Genomic DNA, 25,087 nt, shown 5'->3' with positions numbered 1-25,087 from the left:
AGCGTACGACCCGGCCCTTCCGGGAGGGCCCGGCCGCGTGCGCACCGGGGTCAGTCCAGGAGGGTGGCGAGGCGCTCCAGGAGCCAGGCGGCGAGGGCGCGGGCGGTGCCGGCGGTGGCGGCCTTGGCGAGCTCGGCGGGGAGGTGGGGGTAGTGGGGGTGGGGGTGGTCGGGGTGGTGGCCGGGGGTGGTGGGAGGAGTCGGCGGGGCGGGGGGCGTGGGGCGGTGCTTGCGGGGCATCGGGGTCTCCCTGGTGGGTGCGTGGGTGTCCCGGCCGGTCGGCCGGGACGTCACGATCCCGTCCGGGAGGGGTGGTTGAGGCCGGTCGCGGACGGATCCGGAGGATCGCGGAGCGGGGCGCCCGTCGTCGCCGCCCGGCACTACGCTGGGAGGCCGGCCGGCGGAGGATCGCGGACCGGGTGCGACGGGTGAGGGGCGGGGCGTGGCCGTAGGGGCGAGCCGGGAGGCGCAGCAGGCACTGCGGGAGTTCGGGCAGCGGCTCGACCAGTTGCGCAGGGACGCGGGTGATCCCGACGGGCCCCGGCTGATCGAGGCCGACGCCGGCGGGCGGCTCACGAAGACGGTCGTCAGCGAACTGCAGAAGGGGCGGTCCGGTGTCCACCGGCTGCACCCGTGGGAGGTCGTGTCGGCGTTCGTCTCGGCGTGCCGGGTGTACGACGAGCGGAACACCCGCGTCCTGAGCGCCGCGCGGACGGAACTCACCCACTGGAAGGGCGAGTACACGGCGCTGGTGAACGTGGTGGAGCGCCTGGACCGGGCGGTGGCGGAGAAGGAGAAGGAGGAGCGGCCGGAGGCGAGGCCCGGGCTGCCGGTGATCGCGCCGCCGCCCGCCGTACCGGCCGGGTTCACCGGACGGGAGGAGGACCTTCACGGGCTGCTCGACCTGCTCGGGCAGGACGCCGGGACCGCCGTCGTGGTCGCCTCGGTGCGCGGCATGGGCGGCATCGGCAAGACGACGCTCGCCCTGGCGACCGCGCACGCCGCGCTGGCCGGCGGTGCCTTCGCCGGGGCCGTCTTCCTCGACCTGCGCGGCTACGACGACACGCCGCTGGACGCCGGGCAGGTGCTGGACGGCGTGCTGCGGCAGCTGGGCGTGGAACCGGAGCTGATCCCGCCGGACCACGACCAGCGCGCCGCCGTCTACCGCGCGCAGCTCGCCCTGCGGGCGCGGCACGGGGAGGGGGTGCTGGTGGTCGCCGACAACGCCTCGCGGGTGGAGCAGATCGAGTGCCTGCGCCCCGGCGAGGGCCCGCACCGGTTGCTGGTCACCTCCCGGGAGGACCTGTCCGCCGTCGGTGCGTACCTGGTCGACCTGGACGTGCTCCCGGCGGAGCGGGCCGTCGAGCTGCTGGACGTCACGGTGCGCACGGCCCTCCCCCAGGACACCCGGCTCGCCGACGACCCCCGGGGCGCCGGGCGGATCGCCGAGCTCTGCGGGTACCTGCCGCTGGCGCTGCGGATCGCCGCCGCGCAGCTGGTGGCCGACCGCGGCCTGAGGCCGGGACAGCTGGCGGACGAGCTTGCCGATCCGAGGGAGCGGCTGGATCTGCTGGACGACGGCACGCGGACGGTCCGGGCCGTCCTGGAGCGGTCGGTGCGGCGGCTGACGCACCCGCAGGAGGAACTGTTCCGCCTGCTGTCCGTCAACCCGGGGCCGGACATGGCCACCGAGACGGTGGTGGCGTTCGCCGGAACCGGCAAGCCGAGGGACGTCCGGAGCCGGCTCGCCGCGCTCCAGAAGGCCAGCCTGCTGCGGCAGGCCCCCGGGACCGGTCGGTGGAGCATGCACGACCTGGTGCGGGCCTACGCCGGGGAGCTGGCGCAGCAGCACCCGTCCGAGGCCGGTGCGGCGCTGGGGCGGCTGCTCCGCTTCTTCGAACGCACCGCCACGGACGCGGACATCCGTCTGGAGCACAGCAGGAAGGAGGGGCGGCAACTGTTCCGCAGCCGGGTGCAGGCCCTCCAGTGGCTGGATGCCGAACACCCCAACCTCGTCGCCGCCGTTCACACCGCGCACGCCGTCGGCCGGCACGAGGTCGCCGTCGTCCTGTCCTCCAAGCTCATCAGCTACCAAGGCCTGCGCCGGTTCCACGCGGACCAGTTCGCCGTGTGCTGCACCGCGCGCGCCGCAGCGGAGGTGACCGGGACCGACCCGCACATCGCCGGCACCTGGGGGAACCTCGGTGTCGCTCTCAATGCGCAGCAACGCTTCGAGGAGGCCGAGGCGGCGTTCCGGACCGCCCTGCGGATCTTCCAACGCCTCGGGGACGCCTACCACGAAGCCGCGGCCTGGGAGAACCTCGGCACCACGCTCCAGCAGCTGCACCGCCACCAGGAGGCGGAGGAGGCCCAACGCATCGCGCTCGCCATGGTGCAACGGCTGGATCAGCCGCACCTGGAGGCCACCGTGTCGGACAGCCTGGGCACCACACTCCAGCGGTTGCGCCGCCACGAGGAGGCCGAGGCCCTTCACCGTGCCGCCCTGACGATCTTCCAGCAGCTCGGCGATGCCCATGGCGAGGCCATCTCGTGGAACAACCTCGGCACCGCGCTCCGGGAACGCGGCGAGTTCCCGGCAGCCGTCGAGGCCGGCGAACGGGCGGTGACGACACTCCCGGAGTTGGGCGACCACCACCGGCACGGGGAGGCGCTGGGCGAGTTGGCGACCACACTGGAGGCGGCCGGGCGTGATGCCGCCGGGGTGCGGGAGGCGGCGGCGGAGGCCTACCGACGGGCCGGGGACGACGAGGCGGCGCGGAAGGTGCTGGAGGGCGGAGGATGACCGTGGGACCGCTGGTGCACGTGTGCGACGGGCCGGGTGGGTTGGTGGTGTGGGGGGTCGCCGAGCCGGAGCGGTGGGCGGTGGACGTCACCGTCATGGTGGAGGCGGGCGAGGACGTCGCGGCGGTGGATCTGGACGCGCTCGGGGACGTGCTGGCGCACCTGGACGAGGTGGTGGAGCGGGCGCGGCGGTTCGTCTGCGCCGAGCTGGGGGTGACGCAGGAGGAGGCGGCGCTGGACTCGCCCGAGGTGAACGTCTACACCGACGGGTGGATGCTGCGGTTCGCGGAGGGGGATCTGCCGATCGGTGATCCGTTCGGGGTGGCCGTGTGGTTCGAGGGGCTGCGGCCGGTGCGGGTGGAGGACCTGAGCGAGGCGGAGGAGATCGGTTACTGAACGGCGTCCCACGCGTGGAGGGCGGCGAGGGCGGTGGTGCGGTCGGCCGGGCCGAGGAGGTAGTCGGCGACCGGGGTGAGCAGCAGGGTGGTGCTGCCGGGGGCGGGCAGCAGCCGGGCCTCGTCCCAGGTGTGGCGGATGACGGTGCGGCGCAGCAGGGTGCCGTGGCGGGGGGTCGGGCGGGGGGCCGTGGTGGCGGCGTCGGTGCGGCGGCGGTGTTCGGGGGCGAGTTCCGGGGTGAGGGCGGTGCGGACGGCGGCGAGGGTGCCGAGCGGCAGGCGCGGGGCGGCGAGGTCGAGCAGGGCGGCGGCCTCGGGGGCCAGCCGGTAGGCGGCCAGGACGGCGGCGGTCTCGGCGGGTTCGAAGGGCTGGCGGGTGAGACAGGAGAGGTCGAGCAGGGTGAGCGGGTCGGGTTCCGCCCCGGCGGGCGTGTGCAGGTGGGCCTCGGCGAGGGCGATCAGGCACTCGACGTGGTCGTCCGCGACGAGGTAGGGGCGGACCGGCACGCCGGCGTGGTCGCCGGGGAGGGCGGCGGTGGTGAGGTCGACGCGGTACCAGGGGTCGAGCAGGGGGTCCTCGGCGGGCCAGCGGACGGTGACCGCGGTGTGGTGCGGGCGGTCGCCGAGGAGGGTGACGTCGATGGTCTCGACGGGGTGGTCGGTGACCAGGCGCACGACGGCCTGCCAGAGCGCGGCCTCCCCGGGGGCGACCAGGTCCAGGGAGGCCTGGGGCCGGAGCAGGCCGGACGGGTAGTAGCCGGCCAGCGGGATGCCGTGGATCGCCCGCACGCCGGTGGAGCGGGCGAGGTCGTGGGCGAGGCGGGCGTAGTGGTCGGCGCGGGCGCGGGCGCGGCGCAGTTCGGCGCGGGCGGGCTCGCCCATCCGGACGTCCTCGCGGGCCAGGGCGGAGAGCACGAGGTGGGGCAGGTGACGGCTGCCGCGGGCGCGGTGGAGCAGTTCGGCCGGCCCGTCGGCCGGGTCGACGTCGAGCAAGTCGTACAGCAAAGCGGTGTTCACGGACGTCCGCCTCCGAAGGTATCGTCATGGCGCCCGACGCCGCCGACGGCCGAGGGCGGGGGCGACCACGACCGGTTACCGGGGGTACCCGGTCGCGGGAGGTGAAGGGGGGCGGACCGGACCGTCTCCGGAGGGCCCCGCACGGTGATTCTGGCCGGGCGGGTTCAACGCGCGGTCACCACAGGCTCAACGGAGCCTCGACACGGCGCACGGCCTGGTGGTTGATTACGTCACAGAGAAGCTGACATGTGCACGAGCGGGGCGGGCACTGTCCTTGGGCAGCAGGGGGCAGGATGGGCGATCTCCGTTTTTCCGTACTGGGTCTGATGCGGGCTCACCGCGGCGCGACGGCGCTCAAGGTGGGCAGCCCGCAGCAGCAGGCGATGCTGGCCGTGCTGCTGCTGCGGCCCGGCCATTCGGCGAGCGCCACGGACCTGATCGCGGCGCTGTGGGGCGAGGAGCCGCCGAGCGCGGCGATGACCACCGTGCGGACGTACGCGTGGCGCTGGCGCAAGGTGCTCGACGCCGTGGACCCGGCGGAGCCCGGGGAGCCCGGGGAGAAGGCGACGGGCAGCGTCCTGGTCTCGATGGGCGACGGCTACCGGCTGGTCCTGCCCAAACTGGCGGTGGACGCGGCGCAGGCGGAGGCGCTGGCCGCCGAGGCGGAGCGGACCGCCCGCGCCGAGCCGCTGCGCGCCCGTGACCTGCTCAACCAGGCGCTGGAGCTGTGGCAGGGCGAGCCGCTGGCCGGGATCCCCGGGCCGTTCGCGGAGCGGCACCGCCAGCGGCTGGAGGAGCTGCGGCTGACGCTGCTGGAGGAGCGGATCGGCCTGGATCTGGCGCTGGGCCGCTACTCCCGGTGCATTCCGGAGCTGACCGCGCTGACCACCGAGCACCCGCTGCACGAGCGGGCGTACGGGCTGCTGATGCGCGCGCTGTACCAGGCCGGGCGGCAGGCGGACGCGCTGGCGGTGTTCCGGGGCGTGCGGCAGCTGTTCCTGGCGGAGCTGGGGGTGGGGCCGGGGGCGGAGCTGGAGCAGCTGCACCGGCGGATACTGGAGGGGGACCCGGGCCTGGCCGCGCCGGAGGCACCGGGCGGCGGCGGGGCCGCGGGCGCGGCGGCGCCGGGCCCGGCCGCGGCGGAGGGCACGGCCGCGGAGCGCGCCGAGGCGGCGGACGGCGAGGGCGGTGCGACGGACCCGGGCGGCACCGAGGGGGCCCGGGCACCGGGCCGCGGCGCCCGGCCGTCCGGCGCGCCGCCGCGCCCGGCCCAGCTGCCGCCGGACGCCGCCGACTTCACCGGCCGCACGGCGCCGGTGCGGGTGCTGTGCGAGGCGCTGGCCGCTCCCCCGGAGGACGGCGGGGCGCCGGGGCGGCCGCAGCAGGCGCTGGTGGTGGCGACGGTGGTCGGGATGGGCGGGGTCGGCAAGACGGCGTTGGCGCTGCACGTCGCGCACCGCGTCCGGGACGCCTACCCGGACGGCCAGCTGTACGCGGACCTGCGCGGCTCGGACCCGGTGCCGGCCGATCCGGAGGCGGTGCTGAGCGGCTTCCTGGTGGCGCTCGGGGTCCCGGCGGACGCGGTGCCGGACGGCCTGGACGCGCGCTCGGCGCTGTTCCGCTCGGTGGTGGACGGCCGGCGCCTGCTGCTGGTGCTCGACAACGCCAAGGACGCGGCGCAGATCCGGCCGCTGCTGCCGGGGGCGGTCGGCTGCGCGGTGCTCACCACCGGCCGCACCCGGCCGGCCGGGCTGCCGGCGAGCGTGCAGGTCGACCTGGACGTGTTCCAGCCGGAGGAGGCGCTGGACCTGCTGGGCCGCACGATCGGCGCGCAGCGCCTGGCCGCCGAGCCGGACGCCGCCCGGGAGCTGGTGGTGGCCTGCGGGAACCTGCCGCTGGCGGTGCGGATCGTGGCCGCCCGGCTGGCGGCGCGCCCGGGCTGGACGGTGGAGACGCTCAGCCGCCGGCTGCAGGTGGAGCGGCGGCGGATCGACGAGCTGCGGATCGGCGACCTCGCGGTGGCGGCGGCCTTCGAACTGAGCTACCGCCAGCTGACGGCTGACCAGGCGCGGGCGTTCCGGCTGGTGGCCTCCGTGGACGGGCCGGACATCGGGCTGCCGGCGGCGGCCGCGCTGCTGGACCTCGACGCGTACGACGCCGAGGACCTGCTGGAGGCGCTGGTGGACGTGGCGATGGTGGAGTCGCCGTTCCCGGGGCGCTACCGGTACCACGACCTGCTGCGGGCCTTCGCGCGCCGACGACCGGCGCAGGGGGTGGAGGACGGCGGCGAGGCGGAGGCGGTGACGGAGGCGGTGACGGCCCGGGACCGGCTGCTGGACCACCTGCTGGCCACCGCCTGCACCGCCTTCCAGCACGCCGTGCCGGGCGATCCGGCGGCGGGCGCGCTCGGGCCGGCGCACTCCCCCGGCGTCGCGCTGCCCGGGCGGGAGGCCGCCCGGGCGTGGGCGGCCGTCGAAGGGACGGGCGCGGTGGCGCTGGCGGCGCAGGTGGCCGCCGACCCCGCCACCGGGCAGGGGCCGGCGCTGCGGGCGGCGATCGACCTGCTGATCGCGCTCACCCCGTTCGTGCTCACCCCGCCGAGCCGTCAGCTCGCCGCGACGGCCGACGCGCTGGCCGAGGCGGCCGCCCGGGACGGCGACGTCCGGGCGGAGGGGCGGGCGCACTTCCTGCGCGGCAACGTCGCGCTGGCCGCGACCCGGCTGGACGCGGCCGAGGCGGCGTCCCGGCGGGCGGTGGACGCGGCGCGCGCGGCCGAGGACTCGGTGGTGCTGCGGCAGGCGCTCAACGACCTCGGGCTGATCTGCCAGTTCCTGAGCCGCTACGACGAGGCGGTGGACCACTACGACGAGGCGCTGGTGCTGGCGAACCGGCTCGGGCACCGCTCCGGTGCGCTGGTGACGACGGTGAACGCGGCGCTGGCGCGGGTGCGCAGCGGCCGGGCGGACGAGGCGGTGGCGATCTGCCACGAGGCGCTGGCCGAGCTGAGGACCCGGCAGGACGATCCGGGCCGGGCGTACACGCTGTACGTGCTGGGGCTGGCGCTGCACGCGCTGGGGCGGCACGAGGAGGCGGTGACCTGGTTCGGCGAGTGCCTGGCGGTGTCGGTGGCGGCCGGGCTGCGGGACCGGGCGGCGCACGCGCGCTACCGGCTGGCGGACAGTCTGCGCGAGCTGGGCCGGGCGGGCGAGGCGCTGGACCACGCCGGGCAGGCGTTGGCGCTCTGCGTGGAGCTGGGCGCGGAGCGGGACCAGGCGCAGGCGCTGGTGGTGCTGGGCTGTGCGCTGGCGGACCTCGGGCGCGGGGCCGAGGCGGGGGCGCGGCTGCGGGAGGCGTACGCGATCTTCCGGCGGCTGGGGCTTCCGGAGGCCGCCGAGGTGGCGGGGCTGCTCGCGGAGCCGGCGTTCGCGCTGGTGGATCCCTGAGGCGCGGGTGGTACGGGGGCGGCAGAAACGGTTCTGCGTGCGGTCGTCGGGCGGGCGGGGCTCAGGAGCCGGTGCTGTTCCAGTCCGAGTGGCCGCTGCCGTCGGTCGGGGTCGGGGTGGGCGTGGCGGTGGGGGCGGTGGTGCCGGTGCCGGTGCCGGTCGCGCCGTCCGCCATCGCGGTGCCGGCCGCGCCGAGGGCGAGCAGGGCGCCGAGGCCGAGGCCCGCGACGGCCAGGCTGATCCGGGCGGTGCCGATCGTCGAACGCTTCGCCATGACTGCTCCTCGGGTGGTCTTCCCTGCCGGGAAGGCGGGTGCCGGGCTCTCCCCGGCTGACGTGATCAGCATGGCAAGGGGCGTTCAACGGCCGATCGACGCACGAGCAGCGTGCGTCGACCGGCCGCGTCGATCGGGGTGTTGAGCGCTGTCGCCGCAGGTCAGGCGGCCTCGCGGAGCTCCAGGGTGCAGCACTTCACACTGCCGCCGCCCTTGAGCAGCTCCGACAGGTCCATCCCGATCGGGCGGAAGCCGTGCGCGCGCAGCACGGCCGCGACCCCGGTGGCCTGCTCCGGGAGCACCACGTTCAGGCCGTCGCCGGCCACGTTGAGCCCGAACGCCGCGGCGTCCTGCTCCCCCACCAGCAGGGCGTCCGGGAAGAGCCGGCGCAGCACCGCCCGGCTGCCGGCCGAGAACGCGCCCGGGTAGTACATGATCAGGTCGCCGTCGAGCACGCTGAGCGCGGTGTCGAGGTGGTAGAAGCGCGGGTCGACGAGGTCCAGGCCGATCACCGGGCGGCCGAGGAACTCCTGCGCCTCGGCGTGCCCGGCGGAGACGCTGCGAAAGCCCCGGCCGGCCAGCAGGTAGCGGTCGGTGAGCAGCAGGTCGCCCTCGCCCTCGTTGACGTGCACCGGCGCGTGGGTGGTGAAGCCGTGGGCCCGGAGCCACTCCAGGTACGCCGGGCCCTCGGCGGCCCGCTCGGCGTTGCGGAACCGGGCGCCGAGCGCCCGGCCGTCGACGACGGTGGCGCCGTTCGCCGCGTACACCATGTCGGGCAGGCCGGGCAGCGGGTCGATGAGGTCGACGCGGTGGCCGAGGTCAACGTACAGCTCGTACAGGCGCTCCCACTGGGCCACCGCGAGGTCGGTGTCGACCGGCTTGGCCGGGTCCATCCACGGGTTGATCGCGTAGCTGACCTCGAAGTGGGTCGGACGGCACATCAGGTAGCGGCGGGGGCGGGCGGTGCGGGTCATGGCGGGCTCCGAGAGGGCGGGGGCGGGAGGAGCGGGGGCGGCGGGAGCGGGGGCGGCGGCTCAGCGGGAGGCGGCTCAGCGGGCGGCGGGGCGCTCGGGGAAGTCGCGCATGGCGCGCAGCGGGCTCGCCAGCAGCACGGCACCGGCGGAGAGCAGCACGGACGCCATGATCCAGATGGTGGTGCGGGCGCCGAGCAGCTCGCCCAGCCAGCCGCCGAGCAGGGCGCCGACCGGGATGGCGCTGAAGTTGACGGTGGCGGCGCTGGCCCGGATCCGGCCGATCATCGCGGGCGGGCAGTAGGACTGGTAGAAGCTGCCGGCCAGGACGTTCCCGGCGATCACCCCGCAGACCGCGACCGACCAGGCGACCGCGCTCACCGCGAGCGGCAGCCGGGCGCCGGCCATCGGCAGCAGCAGGATGAACGGCGCGGCGACCAGCTCGCAGAGCAGCAGCCCGCGGGCGGTGCCGAAGCGGCGGGCGATCCGCCCGGCGAGGGCCGCCCCGGCCAGGCCGCCGACCGAGACCACCGCGAAGACGGCGCCGATGCCGCCGGGCGAGACCCCGACGCTGCGGACCAGGAAGATCGTCTGGACGGCCTGGATGCCGTTGAGGCCGAGGTTGCCGACCGCCCCGAAGACCGCCAGGGTCCGCAGGTGGGGGTCGTGGGCCAGGAAGCGCACGCCCTCGCCGATCTCGCGCAGGATGCCGCGCCGCTCGGAGACCGGCGGCGGGGTCTCCTGCACCTTGATGGTGCCCAGGCAGAGCGCCGAGACCAGGTACGTCACCGCGTCGGCGAGCAGTCCGCTGGCCGCGCCGAACACCTGGGACAGCAGTCCGGCCAGGCCGGGCCCGGCGATCTCCGCCGCCGAGTCCCCCGAGCGCAGCTTGACGTTGGCCTCCAGCAGGTCGTCCTTGGCGACGATCGACGGCAGCACGGCCCCGTAGGCGGTGGAGAAGAACACCTTCACCGCCCCGGCCAGCAGGGCGACCAGGATCAGCTGGGCCATCGTCAGGGCGTCGAACCAGCCGGCCACCGGCACGCTGCCGAACAGCACGAGCAGCAGCAGGTCGCAGACCAGCATGACCTTCAGCCGGGGCCAGCGGTCCACCCAGGCACCGGCCAGCAGGCCGAGGAAGAGCCAGGGGACCCAGGCGGAGGCGGTGAGCACGCCGACCATGAACGGCGAGGCGTCCAGGGTCACCACCGCCACCAGGGCGAGGGCGACGTTGCCGACCGCGGTGCCGAGCCCGCTGGTCGTCTCACCCACCCAGAGCTTGCGGAAGTCCGCCTGGGCCCACAGGCCCCAGCGGCTGCGGCGGGGTGCGTCGTCCACCGCGGGCGGCTCGACCGGGACGGTAGTGGTGGTCATCGCGGGTCACTCTCCAGCGTGTCGGCCAGCACGGCGGCGATCCGTGCGAGGGGCTCGGGTTGGGTCAGGGCGCCGTGCGCGCAGTCGATCCGGTGGGCGGTGACGGGACCGCCGAGGTAGGGGGCCCAGGCGGTCTCGTAGGGCCAGTCGGCGGGCTTGTCGGCGGTGGCGCCGACGAAGACGGCCGCGCCCCGGTAGTGGCCGGGCACGTGCTCGGCCATCAGCTTGCGGTGGTGTTCGAAGACGTCCGGCAGCAGGCCGGCGGCCTCGCCGAGCAGGGCGGTCAGATCGGCCTGCCCACGCCCGTCGGCCGGGTCGTAGCCGAGCGAGACGAGGAGTTCGGCGAGGGTCTCCACCGGGTCGTCGGAGGCCGGGGGCTCCTCGGCGACCGCCCCGGCCGGGAGGCCGTCGAGCAGGGCGAGCAGGGCAACCTCCTGGCCCGCCGTCTGGAGCTGGACGGCCATCTCCTGGGCGACCACCGCGCCGAACGACCAGCCGAGCAGGTGGTACGGGCCCCGGGGGCGCACGGACCGGATCTCCCGGACGTAGTCGGCGGCGATCTCGGCGACGGCGGCCGGTGAGCCGCCGCGCAGACCGCGGGCCTGGAGGCCGTACACCGGGCGCCCCGGGTCGAGGTGGCGCAGCAGGCCGGAGTAGACCCAGCTGATGCCGGCGGCGGGGTGGACGCAGAACAGCGGGGCCCTGCCGTCCCCGGCGCGCAGCGGGAGCAGCACGTCCAGGGCGTCGGAGCGCCCGCCCCCGGCGGTCTCCAGCCGGCGGGCCAGCCCGGCCACGGTGGGGGCCTCGAACAGGGCCCGCATGCCGAGCTCGACGCCGAAGGCGGTGCGGATCCGGGCGAGCAGCTTCATGGCGAGCAGCGAGTGGCCGCCGAGGTCGAAGAAGCCGTCGTCGATCGTGACGCCGTCGACACCGAGGACGTCCGCGAAGAGCGCGCGGAGCCGGTGCTCGCGGGGGGTGCGCGGGGCCCGGCCGGTGGGCGAGGCGGAGAGGTCGGGGGCGGGCAGGGCGCGGAGGTCGACCTTGCCGCTGCCGGTCAGCGGGAAGGCGTCGAGCGCGACCACCGCCGCCGGGACCATGTGGCCGGGCAGCGACTCGGCGACGAAGGCGCGCAGCTCGGCCGCCTCGGGCGCGGTCGCGCCCTCGGGGACGACGTAGGCGACCAGGCGGGGGCCGCCGGCGCCGTCCTCGCGGGCCGTCACGGTGGCGGCCCGCACGTGCGGGTGGCGGGTGAGCGCGTGTTCGATCTCGCCGGGTTCGATCCGGAAGCCGCGGATCTTGACCTGGTGGTCGGTGCGGCCGAGGTGGTCGAGGCCGCCGTCGCGGGTGCGGCGGACCAGGTCACCGGTGCGGTACATCCGGGCGCCGGGGGTGAACGGGTCGGCGACGAAGCGCTCGGCGGTCAGCGCGGGGCGGCCGAGGTAACCGCGGGCCAGGCTGCGGCCCGACAGGTAGAGCTCCCCGGGGACCCCGGGCGGGACGGGGGCCAGGTGCTCGTCCAGCACATAGGCCCGGGTGCCGAGCACGGCCCGGCCCAGCGACGGACGCTCGGTGGCCGCGAACGGGTGGGTGAGGGTGTCGACGGTGGCCTCGGTGGGGCCGTAGAGGTTGCGGGCCTCGGTGCACGGGGCCGCGCGCAGCCGGTCCCAGAGGTCCTGGCCGACCGCCTCGCCGCCGAGCAGCAGCAGCCGCGGAGCCGCCTCACCGTCCAACAAGCCCTCGGCGACGAGTTGTCCGGCGTAGCCGGGGGTGATGCCGAGGGTGTCGATCCGGGCGGTGCGGACGTGGCGGACGAGGGCGGCGGCGTCGCGGCGCAGGTCGTCGCCGATGAGGTGCAGCTCATGGCCGGCGATCATCCAGAGCAGGCTGTCCCAGGAGGCGTCGAAGCAGAGCGAGGCGGTCAGGGCGGCGCGCAGCCGCCCGTGGGCGCGCCCGGGGCCGGCGAAGGTCTCGGCGCGGTGGTGGGCCAGCAGCGCGGCGATCGAGCCGTGGGTGACCACCACGCCCTTGGGGCGGCCGGTGGAGCCGGAGGTGTAGATGACGTAGGCGGCGTGCGCCGGGTCGGGGCCGGCGGCGGGGGCCGGCGCGGGGGCGGCCGGTTCGCCGGAGTGCACCGGGAGGGTCGTCAGCCCGGTGAGCAGGCCGGGCAGCGGCCAGCCCGCGCCGGTGACGGCCAGGGCGGGCGCCGCGTCGGCGAGCATCGCGGCCGTCCGCTCGGCCGGGTACTCCGGGTCCAGCGGGAGCGAGGCGGCGCCGGACTTGAGGACGGCGAGCAGGGCGACCACCGTCTCGGCCGAGCGCGGCAGGGCCAGGGCGACGACCGTGTCCGGTCCGGCTCCGGCCGCACGCAGCCGGGCGGCCAGGTGGTCGGCGCGGGCGTCCAGTTCGGCGTAGTCCAGCCGGAGGTCACCGAAGACCAGGGCGGTCGCGTCCGGGGTGCGGGCCGCCTGCGCGGCGAAGGCGGCCGGCAGCAGCGGCACGTCGGCGGGCAGCGGGACGGCGGGGGCGAGGAGTGCGGCGCGCTCGCCCTCGCCCAGCAGGTCGGCCCGGCCGATCGGCTGCTCCGGCCGCGCCGCGACGGCGGCCAGCAGCCGGCCGAAGCGCGCGGCGATCGCCTCGACGGTCTCCCGGTCGAACAGGTCGGTCGCGTAGTCGATCGCGCACTCCAGCCCGGCGGGCGTGCCGTCGGCGTCGAAGGACTCGCCCATGCCGATCGAGAGGTCGAACTTGGCGGCGTACCCGCCGACCGGCTCGACGTCGGCCGGGAGCCCGGCGAAGACCGGCGGGGCGTCGCCGGTCCCGGTGGCGCCGGGGGTGCCGCCCTGGAGCAGCAGCATCACCTGGAACAGCGGGTGGCGGGCCAGCGAGCGGACCGGGTTGAGCTCCTCGACCAGCCGCTCGAACGGCACGTCCTGGTGGGCGTGGGCGTCGAGCTGACTCTCCCGGACGCGGCCGAGGAGGTCGGCGAAGGCGGGGTCTCCCGAGGTGTCGGTGCGCAGCACCAGGGTGTTGACGAAGAAGCCGACCAGGTCGTCCAGCGCCTCGTCCGAGCGGCCCGCGACCACCGAGCCGATCGGCACGTCGGTGCCCGCGCCGAGGCGGGTGAGCAGGGCGGCGAGCGCGGCCTGCAGGGTCATGAACATCGTCACCCGGTGCTCACGGGAGAGCGCGACGAGCGCGCGGTGGAGTTCGGCGCCGAGCGGCAGGACGACGCGCTCGCCGCGGTGGCCGGTGTCGGCGCGCCGGGGGCGGTCGACGGGCAGTGCGATCTCCTCCGGCAGTCCGGCCAGCGTCTCGCGCCAGTAGGCGAGTTGGCGCGCGGCCGGGCTCTGCGGGTCGGCCTCGTCGCCGAGCAGCCCGCGCTGCCAGAGCGCGTAGTCGGCGTACTGGACGGGCAGCGGGCGCCAGTCGGGCGCGGTGCCGTCGCGGCGGGCGGCGTAGGCGGCGGCGAGGTCGCGCAGCAGCGGGTCCATCGACCAGCCGTCCCCGGCGATGTGGTGCAGCACCAGGACGAGCAGCTGGTCACCGCTGCCGTCGCCCGCCGGGAGGAGGTGCGCACGGACCGGCAGTTCGGCGGCGAGGTCGAAGGGGACCTCCGCGCAGGCGGTGACCGCCTGCGCGGGGTCGGCCGGCGCCGTGGTGCGGTGGTCGAGCGGGACCCGGGCCTCGCCGGCCGGGAGGATCCGCTGGTACGGCTCGCCGTCCTGCTCGGCGATCACCGTGCGCAGGCTCTCGTGCCGGGCGACCAGGTCGCCGAGGGCCGCGGCGAGCACGGCGGGGTCGAGCGGGCCGCCGACGCGCAGGGCGAGCGGCAGGTTGTAGAGGGCGCCGGGGCCCTCCATCCGGTCGATCAGCCAGAGCCGGCGCTGGGCGAAGGAGAGCGGCAGCCGCTCGGGGCGCGGTCCCGCGACGAGGGCGGGCCCGCGAACGGCGCCGCCGTCCAGGCGCTGGGCGAGGCCGGCGACGGTCGGGGCCTCGAAGACGTCCCGGATGCCGAGTTCGGTGCCGAACACCGAGCGGACCCGGCCGGCCAGCTTCATCGCGAGCAGCGAGTGGCCGCCGAGCGCGAAGAAGTCGTCGTCGATGGAGACCCGGTCGAGGCCGAGGACGTCGCCGAACAGGCCGCAGAGCAGCTCCTCGCGGGCGGTGCGGGCCGCGCGGCCGCCGCCGAAGAGGCCGAAGTCGGGGGCGGGCAGGGCGCGGCGGTCGATCTTGCCGCTGCCGGTCAGCGGCAGCGCGGCGAGCGGCACGACGGCGGCCGGGACCATGTGCCCGGGCAATGCCTCGGCGGCGAACCGGCGCAGCTCCAGGGCGAGTTCGGGGCTCGGCGGGGTGGCGGTGGCGCAGTGGGCGACCAGCCGGCGGTCCCCGTCGGCGCCCTCGTGCAGGGTGACCACGGCCTGCTGGACGCTCTCGTGACGGGCCAGCACCTGTTCGATCTCGCCGGGTTCGATCCGGAAGCCGCGGATCTTGACCTGGTGGTCGGTGCGGCCGAGGTGGTCGAGGCCGCCGTCGCGGGTGCGGCGGACCAGGTCACCGGTGCGGTACATCCGGGCGCCGGGGGTGAACGGGTCGGCGACGAAGCGCTCGGCGGTCAGCGCGGGGCGGCCGAGGTAACCGCGGGCCAGGCTGCGGCCCGACAGGTAGAGCTCGCCGGGGACCCCGGGCGGGACGGGGGCCAGGTGCTCGTCCAGCACATAGGCCCGGGTGCCGAGCACGGCCCGGCCCAGCGACGGACGCTCGGTGGCCGCGAACGGCTGGGTGAGGGTGTCGACGGTGGCCTCGGTCGGGCCGTAGAGGTTGCGGGCCTCGGTGCGCGGGGCCGCACGCAGCCGGTCCCAGAGGTCCTGACCGACCGCCTCGCCGCCCAGCAGCAGCAACCGCGGAGCCGCCTCACCGTCCAACAAGCCCTCGGCGAGGAGCTGTTCGGCGTAGCTCGGGGTGACGTTGACGACGCCGACGGACTCGCCGTGGACGTACCGGACGAGGGCGGCGGCGTCGCGGCGCAGGTCGTCGCCGACGAGGTGCAGCTCATGGCCGGCGATCATCCAGAGCAGGCTGTCCCAGGAGGCGTCGAAGCAGAGCGAGGCGGTCAGGGCGACGCTCAGCCGCCCGTGGGCGCGCCCGGGCCCGGCGAAGGTCTCGGCGCGGTGGTGGGCCAGCAGCGCGGCGATCGAGCCGTGGGTGACCACCACGCCCTTGGGGCGGCCGGTGGAGCCGGAGGTGTAGATGACGTAGGCGGCGTGCGCCGGGTCGAGGCGCAGGGGCGGGGCCTCGGCGGGCCGGTCGGCCCAGGCCCCGGCGTCGGCGGGCAGCACGGTCAGGCCGTCCAGCACCTCGGGCAGCGGCCAGCCGTCGGCGGTGAGGACCAGCGCGGGCGCGGAGTCGGCGAGCATGTGGGCGGTGCGCTCGCGCGGGTACTCGGCGTCCAGTGGCAGGAAGGCGGCCCCGGCCTTGAGCACGGCCAGCTGGGCGACCAGGGTCTGCGCCGAGCGCGGCAGGGCGAGCGCGACCACGCACTCCGGGCCGATCCCGGCCGCCACCAGGCCGTTCGCCAGGCGGTTGGCGCGGGCGTCGAGTTCGGCGTAGCTCAACCGCGTGGCGCCGAAGACCAGGGCGGTCGCGTCCGGGGTGCGGGCCGCCTGCGCGGCGAAGGCGGCCGGCAGCAGCGGCACGTCGGCGGGCAGGGGGACGGCGGGGGCGAGGAGTGCGGCGCGCTCGCCCTCGCCCAGCAGGTCGGCCCGGCCGATCGGCCGGTCGGGGTCGGCCACCACGGCGGCGAGCAGGCGCCCGAAGCGGGCGGCGATCGACTCCGCGGTCGGCCGGTCGAACAGGTCGGTCGCGTAGTCGAGTGCGCAGTCCAGGCCGGCGGGCGCGCCGTCGGGGCCGAAGAACTCCTCCAGCGTGACGTTGAGGTCGAACTTGGCGACGCCGGTGTCCGAGGGCAGCGCCTCGACGGCCAGGCCGGGCAGCTCCAGCACGCCCTCGCCGGCGGACTGGAGGACCAGCGCCACCTGGAAGAGCGGGTGGCGGGCCAGCGAGCGGGCCGGGTTGAGCTCCTCGACCAGCCGCTCGAACGGCACGTCCTGGTGGGCGTAGGCGCCGAGGCCGGTCTCCCGGACGCGGCCGAGGAGGTCGGCGAAGGTGGGGTCCCCCGAGGTGTCGGTGCGCAGCACCAGGGTGTTGACGAAGAAGCCGACCAGGTCGTCCAGCGCCTCGTCCGAGCGGCCCGCGACCACCGAGCCGATCGGCACGTCGGTACCCGCGCCGAGGCGGGTGAGCAGGGCGGCGAGCGCGGCCTGCAGGGTCATGAAAAGGGTGACCCGGTGCTCGCGGGAGAGCGCGACGAGCGCGCGGTGCAGCTCGGCGTCGACCGGCAGGGCGACGCGCCCGCCGCGGTGGTCGGCGCGGGCGCCGCGCGGACGGTCCGCGGGCAGCGCGATCTCCTCCGGCAGATCCGCCAGCGTCTCGCGCCAATAGGCGAGTTGGCGGGCGATCAGGCTCTGCGGGTCGGCCTCGTCGCCGAGCAGCCCGCGCTGCCAGAGCGCGTAGTCGGCGTACTGGACGGCGAGCGGCTCGAAGGCCGGCCGCTCGCCGCCGAGGCGCAGGGTGTAGGCCTCGGCGAGGTCACGCAGCAGCGGCCCCATCGACCAGCCGTCGCCGGCGATGTGGTGCAGGGCGACCACCAGCACGTGCTCGTCCTCGGCGACCCGGAGCAGGGTGGCCCGCACGGGCGGTTCGGCGGCCAGGTCGAAGGGGCGGCGGGCGGCGCGGTCCACCTCGGCATCGACGGACTCCGCTGCGCAGTCCAGGAGTTCGACCGCAATGGCGGCGTCGGCGAGGATCCGCTGGTAGGGCTCGCCGTCGTGCTCGGCGATGACGGTGCGCAGGCTCTCGTGGCGGGCGGCGAGGTCGCCGAGCGCCGCGGTGAGCGCGGCGCGGTCGAGCTCGCCGGTGAGCCGTAGTGCGAGCGGCATGTTGTAGAGGGCGCCGGGGCCCTCCATCCGGTCGATCAGCCAGAGCCGCTGCTGGGCGAAGGAGAGCGGCAGCCACTCGGGGCGCGCCGCGGCGGTGAGCGCGGGCCGGACCTCGGCGCCGTCCAGACGCCCGGCCAGGCCCGCGACGGTCGGGGCCTCGAAGACGTCCCGGATGCCGAGTTCGGCGCCGAGCACCGAACGGACCCGGCTGAGCAGCTTGGTGGCGAGCAGCGAGTGGCCGCCGAGCGCGAAGAAGTCGTCGTCGGCCGAGACGGCGCCCTCCAGGCCGAGGACCTCGGCGAACAGGCCGCAGAGGATCTCCTCGCGGGCCGTGCGGGCGGCCCGGCCCCCCGCGCTCGCGGTGAAGTCGGGGGCGGGCAGGGCGGCCCGGTCGAGCTTGCCGTTGACGTTGAGCGGCAGCGCCTCCAGGGTGACGAAGGCCGCCGGGACCATGTAGTCGGGCAGCGCGGCGGCGGCGTGGGCGCGCAGCTCCGCCGGGTCGGCGCCGGTGGCCAGGTAGGCGACCAGCCGGGTGCCGGCCGGGCCGTCCCGGTGCGGCAGCACGGCGGCCTGCCGCACCTGCGGGTGGCCGGCCAGGACGGTCTCGATCTCGCCGAGTTCGATCCGGAAGCCGCGCACCTTGACCTGGTGGTCGGTGCGGCCGAGGAACTCCACCGAGCCGTCGGCGCGGCGCCGGGCGAGGTCGCCGGTGCGGTACATCCGGGCGCCCTCGTCGTACGGGTCGGCGACGAAGCGCTCGGCGGTCAGTGCCGGGCGGCCGAGGTAGCCGCGGGCCAGTCCCGCGCCGCTCAGGTAGAGCTCGCCGGGCACGCCGACGGGCACCGGGCGCAGCCGCGCGTCGAGCAGGTGGGCGCGCAGGTTGGACAGCGGGCGGCCGATCACCGGGCGGGTGACGCCGGCGTCGAGGCGGTGGTGCAGGGCGTCGACGGTGCACTCGGTGGGCCCGTAGATGTTGAGCACGAGGGTGTCGGGGGCGGCGGACAGGGTGGTCCACAGCTGCTGGCCGCAGGCCTCGCCGCCGATCATCAGCACGGCGGGCGGGCAGGTGGTGAGCAGGCCCTCCTCGACCAGCCGTTCGGCCTGGCCGGGGGTGACGTCGAGGACGTCGGCGCCGGTGTGCTGGAGGTGGCGGACGATGGCGGCGGCGTCGCGGCGCAGGGTGTCGTCGAGCAGGTGCAGTTCCTGGCCGGCGGTCAGCCAGAGCATCCCTTCGAGGAAGGTGTCGAAGGAGGTGGAGGCGGTCGAGGCGAAGGTGAACCGCCGCCCGGGGCGGGCCTGCCGGGCCAGCCGGAGGGTCGTGTCGCGGTGGAAGGCGTACAGGTTGGCGACGCCGCCGTGGCGGACCACGACCCCCTTGGGGCGGCCGGTGGAGCCGGAGGTGTAGATGACGTAGGCGGCGTGCTCGGGATCGATCCGCACGGACGGCTCGGCGTCGGACCGGTCGGCCCAGGCGTCGGCGCCGGCGGGCAGCACGGTCAGGCCGTCCAGGACCTCGGGCAGCGGCCAGCCGTCGGTGCTCAGCACGGCGGCCGGGCGGGCGTCGGCCAGCATGTGGGCGAGCCGGTCGCGCGGGTGGTCGGCGTCCAGCGGCAGGTAGGCGGCGCCGGCCTTGAGCACGGCCAGCTGGGCGACGATCGACTCGGCCGAGCGGGGCAGGGCGAGGGCGACCACCGATTCGGGGCCGATGCCGGCGGCGGTCAGGCCGTGGGCGAGCCGGTTGGCGCGGGCGTTCAGCTCGGCGTAGCTCAGCCGCAGTCCGCCGAAGACCAGGGCGGTGGCGTCCGGGGTGGCGGCGGCCTGGGCGGCGAAGGCCGCCGGGAGGAGCACCTCGCCGCCGGGGCGGGCGGTGTCGTGCCAGCGGGCGAGCTGCGCGTGCCCCGCCGCGCCGAGCACGTCCAGGTCGGCGACCGGGCGGTGCGGCTGCTCGGCGGCCTGGGCGAGCAGGTGGACCAGCGCGGCGGCGAGCCGCTCGGCGGTGGCGCGGTCGAAGAGGTCGACGGCGAACTCCAGGCCGCCGGACAGGCCCGCCGGGGCGCCGTCCGGGTGGTGGCGCTCGGAGAGGTTGAGGGTGAGGTCGAAGGCGGTGGTGGGCAGGCCCAGCGGCTCGTGGACGGCCCGGGTGCCGGGGAAGGCGGGGCCGCCGCCGGCGGTGTTGTCGAAGGCGATCATCACCTGGAACAGCGGGTGCCGGGCCAGCGTGCGGGCCGGGTTGAGCTCCTCGACCAGGCGCTCGAACGGCACGTCCTGGTGGGCGTAGGCCGCCAGGTCGGCCTCCCGGACGCGGGCCAGCAGCTCGGCGAAGGAGGGCGTGCCGCTCAGGTCGGTGCGCAGCACCAGGGTGTTGGCGAAGAAGCCGACCAGGTCGTCCAGGGCGGTGTCCAGGCGCCCGGCCAGCGGGGTGCCGATCGGCAGGTCGTCACCGGCGCCGAAGCGGTGCAGCAGGGCGGCCCAGCCGGCCTGGACCACCATGAACAGGGTGACGCCGTGCTCGGCGGCCAGGGCGGCGAGCCGGGTGTGCAGGGCGGCGTCGAGGTCCAGCTCGACGACGTCGCCGCGGTGGGTGGGCACGGGCGGGCGCGGGCGGTCCAGCGGCAGCGGCAGCTCGTCGGGCAGTCCGGCCAGCGCCTCGCGCCAGTGGACGAGCTGGCTGCCGAGCAGCGCGTGCGGGTCGCCGTCCGCGCCGAGCAGCCGGTGCTGCCAGAGGGTGTAGTCGGCGTACTGGACGGGCAGCGGCCGCCAGGACGGTCCGGCGCCGGCGCGGCGGGCGGTGTAGGCCTCGGCGAGGTCGCGGAAGAGCGGGCGCAGCGACCAGCCGTCGCTGGCGATGTGGTGCATCACCAGGGTGAGGACGTGTTCCTCGGGGCCCTCGGGGCGCAGGTAGGCGTGCAGCGGCACGTCCGTCGCCAGGTCGAAGGTGTGGTGGACGAGCTCCTGCGCGGGGCGGTCGGTGAGGGTGAGCAGCGGCGCGGGCGGCGCGGCCAGCACCCGCTGGCGGGGCTCGCCGTCGAGCTCGGTGAAGACGGTGCGCAGGCTCTCGTGGCGGGCGGCGACGTCGCCGAGGGCGGCTTCCAGGGCGGCGGTGTCCAGCGGGCCGGTCAGCCGCAGGGCGAGGGTGACGTTGTAGGTGGCGGCCGGGCCCTCGGCCTGGCCGAGGAACCAGAGGCGGCGCTGGGCGAAGGAGAGCGGCAGGTGCTCGGGGCGCGGCTCCGGGCGCAGGGCGGGGCGGGCCGGGGCGCCGGCGATCCTGGCGGCGAGGGCGGCGACGGTCGGGGCCTGGAAGAGGTCGCCGATGGCGAGTTCGAGGCCGAGCTCGGTGCGTACCCGGCCGACCAGGCGGGTGGCGAGCAGGGAGTGGCCGCCGAGGGCGAAGAAGTCGTCGTCGACGGTGATGCCGTCGAGGCCGAGGATCTCGCCGAACAGGGTGCACAGGGCCTGTTCGCGCTCGTCGCGCGGGGCGCGGCCGGCGGTGTCGGCGGTGAGGTCGGGGGCGGGCAGGGCGCGCCGGTCGACCTTGCCGTTGGCGTTCAGCGGCAGGGCGGGCAGCACCACCACGGCGGACGGCACCATGTAGCCGGGCAGCGACTCGGCGGCGAACCGCTTGAGCTCGGCGGCGAGTCCGGCGGCGGTGCCGGTCGCGTCGGTGCCGCTCCCTGCGGTGCTGCTCGCGTCGGCGGCGCAGTAGCCGACCAGCCGGGTGTCACCGGGGCGGTCCTCGCGGGGGACGACGATGACCTGGCGGACGGCGGGGTGGCGGGAGAGCGCCGCCTCGATCTCGCCGAGCTCGATCCGGAAGCCGCGCAGCTTGACCTGGCCGTCGATCCGGCCGAGGAACTCGATGGCGCCGTCGGCGCGGCGGCGCACCAGGTCGCCGGTGCGGTACATCCGGCCGCCCCGGTCGTGGGGGTCGGCGACGAAGCGTTCGGCGGTCAGCGCGGCCCGGCGCCAGTAGCCGCGGGCCAGGCCCGCCCCCGCGACGTACAGCTCGCCGGGCACCCCGGGCGGCACCGGGCGCAGCCGGGCGTCCAGGACGTGGGCGCGCATGTTGTCCAGCGGCAGGCCGATCGGCGCCCGGGCGCCGGCCAGGTCGGCGGGCCGCAGGTGGTGGTGGGTGGCGAAGGTGGTGGCCTCGGTGGGTCCGTAGACGTGGGCGAGCAGCAGGTCCGGGCAGTGCTCCAGGACCCGGCGCATCAGGGTGCCCGACGCGGCCTCGCCGCCGGTGCAGACGGTGCGCAGCGCGCGGAAGGTCTCCGGGGCCTGCTCGGCGACCAGGTCGAACAGGGCCTTGGTGAGGAAGACCGCGGTGACGCCGTGCCGGACGGCCAGGGCGTGCAGGGCGGCGGCGTCCAGGGTGCCGGGCGGGGCGACGACGACGGTGCCGCCGTGCAGCAGCGGCGCCCACAGCTCGTAGGTGGCGGCGTCGAAGGCGTGCGGGGAGTGCAGCAGAATCCGCTCGTGCCGCCCGTCGCGCCAGCGGCGGTCGTCGGCGAGGCCGACGACGTCGCGGTGGCGGACGGCGACGCCCTTGGGGGTGCCGGTGGAGCCGGAGGTGAACATCACGTAGGCCAGCCGGTCCGGGTGGACGGGCAGCGCGGGGTCGTGGCCGGGCCGGTCCGCCTCGTCGCCGGGGCGCACCACCGTGGCGGTGTGCGCGAAGCCGGGCTCGGCGCGGTCGGTGAGCAGGACGGGCGCGGCGGTGTCGGCGAGCAGCGCGGTCATCCGCTCGGGCGGCAGGCTCGCGTGCATCGGCACGTAGCAGCCGCCCGCCTTGAGCACGGCGAGGGTGGCGACCACGAGGTCCACCGAGCGTTCCATCAGCAGGGCGACCGGCGACTCCGGGCCGACGCCCGCGGCGAGCAGGTGGTGGGCGAGCCGGTTGGCGCGGGTGTTGAGCTCGGCGTAGCTGACGGTGCCGCCGTCGTGGGCGAGGGCGACGGCGTCCGGGGTGCGGGCCGCCCGGGCCTCGAACAGCGCGGGCAGCGAGCCGGTGCGCACGGGCGCGGCGGTGGCGTTCCAGTCCTCGGCGAGGCGGCTGCGCTCCTCGGGCGCGAGGATGTCCAGGCTGCCGATCGGTGCCTGCGGGTCGGCGGCCGCGGCGGCGAGCAGCCGGCCGAAGCGCTCGAACAGCGCGGTGACGGTGGCGCGGTCCCACAGGTCGGCGGCGTACTCGGCCGAGCCCTCCAGGCCGGCCGGGGCGCCGTCCGGGCCGTGCCGCTCGGTGATGCCGATGTTGAGGTCGAACTTGGCGACCCGCAGGCCGAGCGGCTCGGGCGCCGACTCCAGCCCGGGCAGGCCGAGTTCGCCCTCCTCGTGGTTCTGGAGCACCAGCAGGGTCTGGAACAGCGGGTGACGGCCGAGCGCACGGGCCGGGTTGACCTCCTCGACCAGCCGCTCGAACGGCACGTCCTGGTGCGCGAAGGCGTCCAGCTGCGTCTCCCGGACGCGGTCCAGGAGTTCGGCGAAGGACGGGTCGCCGGAGGTGTCGGTGCGCAGCACCAGGGTGTTGACGAAGAAGCCGACCAGGTCGCTCAGCGCCTCGTCGGAGCGGCCGGCCACCCCGGTGCCGAGCGGGATGTCGGTCCCGGCGCCGAGCCGGGTGAACAGCGCGGCCAGGCCCGCCTGGAGCACGGCGAACAGAGTGGCGCGGTGGCCGCGGGCCAGGTCGGCCAGCGCGGCGTGCAGTCCGGGCGCCAGACTGAACGGGACGGCGTCGGCGGCGCCGGTCGGCGCGGGCGGGCGGGGGCGGTCCGCCGACAGCTCAAGCTCCTCCGGAAGGCCGGCCAGGTTGGCGCGCCAGTAGGTGAGCTGACGGCTCATCAGGCTGTACGGGTCGGACTCCTCGCCGAGCAGCTCGCGCTGCCACAGCGCGTAGTCGGCGTACTGCACCGGCAGCGGCTCCCACTGCGGCTCGCCGCCCGAGAGCCGGGCGGTGTAGGCGGCGGCGAGGTCGCGCAGCAGCGGGCCGAGCGACCAGCCGTCACCGGCGATGTGGTGGAGCACCACCAGCAGCACGTGCTCGGGGGCGCCTCCTTCGGTCGGGGTGAGCGAGAAGACCGTGACCCGGATGGGGAGTTCGGTGCTCAGGTCGAAGGCGTGGGCGGCTTCCGCGTCCCGCAGGGCCGGGTAGCCGGCCGGTGCGCACTCCACCGTCGCGAAGGCGACCGACGCCTCCGCCGACGGCAGGATGTGCTGCACCGGCACGCCCTCCCCGTCCACCGGGAACACCGTGCGCAGGGCCTCGTGCCGGGCGACCACGTCCGCCGTCGCGGCACGCAGTGCGGCGGTGTCGAGCGGGCCGCGCAGGCGGACCGCGAACGGCAGGTTGTAGAGCGCGGTCGGCCCTTCGATCTGGTCGATCAGCCACAGACGCTGTTGTGCGTACGAAACCGGGATCACGGTGCTTCCTCTGCTCACGTCACGGGCGGGTGGGGGGCGCCGTCACGCGGCGACGGCGGTGGTCGGCAGGACCGAGGGGCGGCAGTCGAGGACGTCGACCGGGCGGCCCATCGCGACGGCGATCTTCCGGTCGCCGCGGTACGGGTCGCGGCCGTGCGCGCAGAGCACGTTGTCGACCAGCATCACGTCGCCCGCCTGCCAGGTCTCCCGGACGGTGGCGGCCTCGTAGGCGGCGTTCAGCGCCTCGACGTCCTCGCGGGTGAGCGGCTCGCCGTCGCCGAAGCCGGTGTTGAACGGCAGCCCGTCCGGGCCGAACTCCTCGACCATGGCCTCCCGGATGTCCGGGTCCAGCGACCACTCGCTCCAGAACGCCAGGTGGTTGAACCAGGCCTCCTCGCCGGTGTGCGGGTGGTGGATGGTGGCCGGGCGCAGCTGGCTGGTGCGCAGGTTGCCGTCCGCCGTCCACTCCCAGGAGATGCCGTTCTCCCGGCAGTAGCGCTCGACCTCGGCGCGGTCCTCGGTGGCGAAGGCGGTCCGCCAGCCCAGCGAGACGTAGTCGGAGTAGCTGCGGTCCAGCGTCCAGCCGGAGGTCCGGCCGCGCTCGGCCAGGTGCGCCGGCAGGGCGGCGAGGACCTTGCGGACGTCCGCCGTCGGGGTGGCGCCGCCCGCCTCCGGGGCGGTCAGGCAGGCGAACAGCAGCCGGCCGGGGAAGGTCAGCGTGTAGCTGTTCTCGTTGTGCATCCGGATCGGCTGCGCGGGCGGCAGGTCGGTCGACGAGAAGACGCCGTTGCCGAAGTCGCTGCGCGGGGTGGCCTTCTCCCGGTACGGGGTGGGCTCGGGGATCAGCACGTCGCGCACGGCGGCGACGTCCTCGGTGGCGGCGACCGGCAGGCCGCGCAGGAAGACCGTGCCGTGTTCGTGCAGCGCGGCGGTGAGCTCGGCCTCGTGCGCGCGCAGCCAGGCGCAGCCCTCGGCGAGGTCGGCGCCGGCCGGCACGTGGGCGAGGGCCGGGCGCCCGGGGTTCAGCTCCCAGGTGACCATGGCGGCGCTCACCGGCGGTCGAGGCCGGCGACCAGCGAGGCCGGGCGGATGTCGGTCCAGTTGGCCTCGATCCACTCCAGGCACTCCTGGCGGGGGGCCTCGCCGTGGACGGTGGTCCAGCCGGCCGGCACGTCGATCCAGACCGGCCACAGCGAGTGCTGGTTCTCGTCGTTGACCAGGACGAGGTAGCCGGCGTTGTCGTCCTCGAACGGGTTGCTCACGGTGGTCTCCTCGGTGAGGTGGTGGTCATGGTGCGGTGATTCGAAGGTAGGGGCGCGCCGGGCCCGGAAGCGGCACGAGGCCCGGCAGGAGAGCGGCAGTTCCGGGACTGCCGTCCTCCTGCGCGGGCCTCGTCGCAGGGG

At 76.3% G+C, this 25,087-nt stretch carries 11 protein-coding genes; 3 read left to right on the top strand and 8 right to left on the bottom strand.

Going from position 1 to position 25,087, the window contains the following annotated elements; all coding sequences use genetic code 11:
* Positions 1-50: 50 nt before the first annotated feature.
* Positions 51-239, bottom strand: coding sequence for a hypothetical protein (locus ACF1AK_RS17500; protein WP_391499637.1), 189 nt, complete (start codon positions 237-239; stop codon positions 51-53).
* 202 nt (positions 240-441) lie between these two features.
* Here ACF1AK_RS17500 and ACF1AK_RS17495 point away from each other — a divergent pair, with 202 nt between their 5' ends.
* A complete protein-coding gene (locus tag ACF1AK_RS17495; protein WP_391499636.1) occupies positions 442-2,802 on the top strand; it encodes a tetratricopeptide repeat protein in 2,361 nt (786 codons plus the stop codon).
* Entirely contained in the window at positions 2,799-3,197 is a 399-nt protein-coding gene (locus tag ACF1AK_RS17490; protein WP_391499635.1) for a hypothetical protein, read from the top strand. Before ACF1AK_RS17495 ends, ACF1AK_RS17490 begins: the two co-directional genes overlap by 4 nt.
* Here ACF1AK_RS17490 and ACF1AK_RS17485 read toward each other — a convergent pair.
* A complete protein-coding gene (locus tag ACF1AK_RS17485) occupies positions 3,191-4,213 on the bottom strand; it encodes a hypothetical protein (RefSeq protein WP_391499634.1) in 1,023 nt (340 codons plus the stop codon). The genes ACF1AK_RS17490 and ACF1AK_RS17485 overlap by 7 nt on opposite strands.
* A gap of 326 nt (positions 4,214-4,539) precedes the next feature.
* Between ACF1AK_RS17485 and ACF1AK_RS17480 the strand changes: the two genes are divergently transcribed.
* On the top strand, positions 4,540-7,656 hold the full coding sequence (locus tag ACF1AK_RS17480; protein ID WP_391499633.1) for a BTAD domain-containing putative transcriptional regulator: 3,117 nt from the start codon (positions 4,540-4,542) through the stop codon (positions 7,654-7,656).
* Positions 7,657-7,717: 61 nt separating this feature from the next.
* Here ACF1AK_RS17480 and ACF1AK_RS17475 read toward each other — a convergent pair whose 3' ends face one another.
* The 6 genes from ACF1AK_RS17475 to ACF1AK_RS17450 all read right to left on the bottom strand — a co-directional run bounded on the left by ACF1AK_RS17475 (position 7,718) and on the right by ACF1AK_RS17450 (position 24,946).
* Positions 7,718-7,930, bottom strand: coding sequence for a hypothetical protein (locus ACF1AK_RS17475; protein WP_391499632.1), 213 nt, complete (start codon positions 7,928-7,930; stop codon positions 7,718-7,720).
* A 161-nt stretch (positions 7,931-8,091) separates the two neighbouring features.
* On the bottom strand, positions 8,092-8,904 hold the full coding sequence (gene ddaH, locus ACF1AK_RS17470; RefSeq protein ID WP_391499631.1) for a dimethylargininase: 813 nt from the start codon (positions 8,902-8,904) through the stop codon (positions 8,092-8,094).
* Between the two features lie 75 nt (positions 8,905-8,979).
* Positions 8,980-10,275 (bottom strand): MFS transporter, encoded by a 1,296-nt coding sequence (locus ACF1AK_RS17465; protein ID WP_391499630.1) that lies wholly within the window; start codon positions 10,273-10,275, stop codon positions 8,980-8,982.
* A complete protein-coding gene (locus ACF1AK_RS17460; RefSeq protein WP_391499629.1) occupies positions 10,272-23,684 on the bottom strand; it encodes an amino acid adenylation domain-containing protein in 13,413 nt (4,470 codons plus the stop codon). The genes ACF1AK_RS17465 and ACF1AK_RS17460 overlap by 4 nt, the downstream gene beginning before the upstream one ends.
* A 42-nt stretch (positions 23,685-23,726) precedes the next feature.
* Entirely contained in the window at positions 23,727-24,725 is a 999-nt protein-coding gene (locus ACF1AK_RS17455; protein ID WP_391499628.1) for a TauD/TfdA family dioxygenase, read from the bottom strand.
* Between the two features lie 8 nt (positions 24,726-24,733).
* Positions 24,734-24,946, bottom strand: a complete 213-nt coding sequence (locus tag ACF1AK_RS17450; protein WP_030311462.1) for an MbtH family protein — start codon at positions 24,944-24,946, stop codon at positions 24,734-24,736.
* Positions 24,947-25,087: the final 141 nt, after the last annotated feature.

Source organism: Kitasatospora sp. NPDC015120 (assembly GCF_043080305.1).
Lineage (GTDB): Bacteria > Actinomycetota > Actinomycetes > Streptomycetales > Streptomycetaceae > Kitasatospora.
This window is presented reverse-complemented; position numbering and strand designations above follow the sequence as displayed.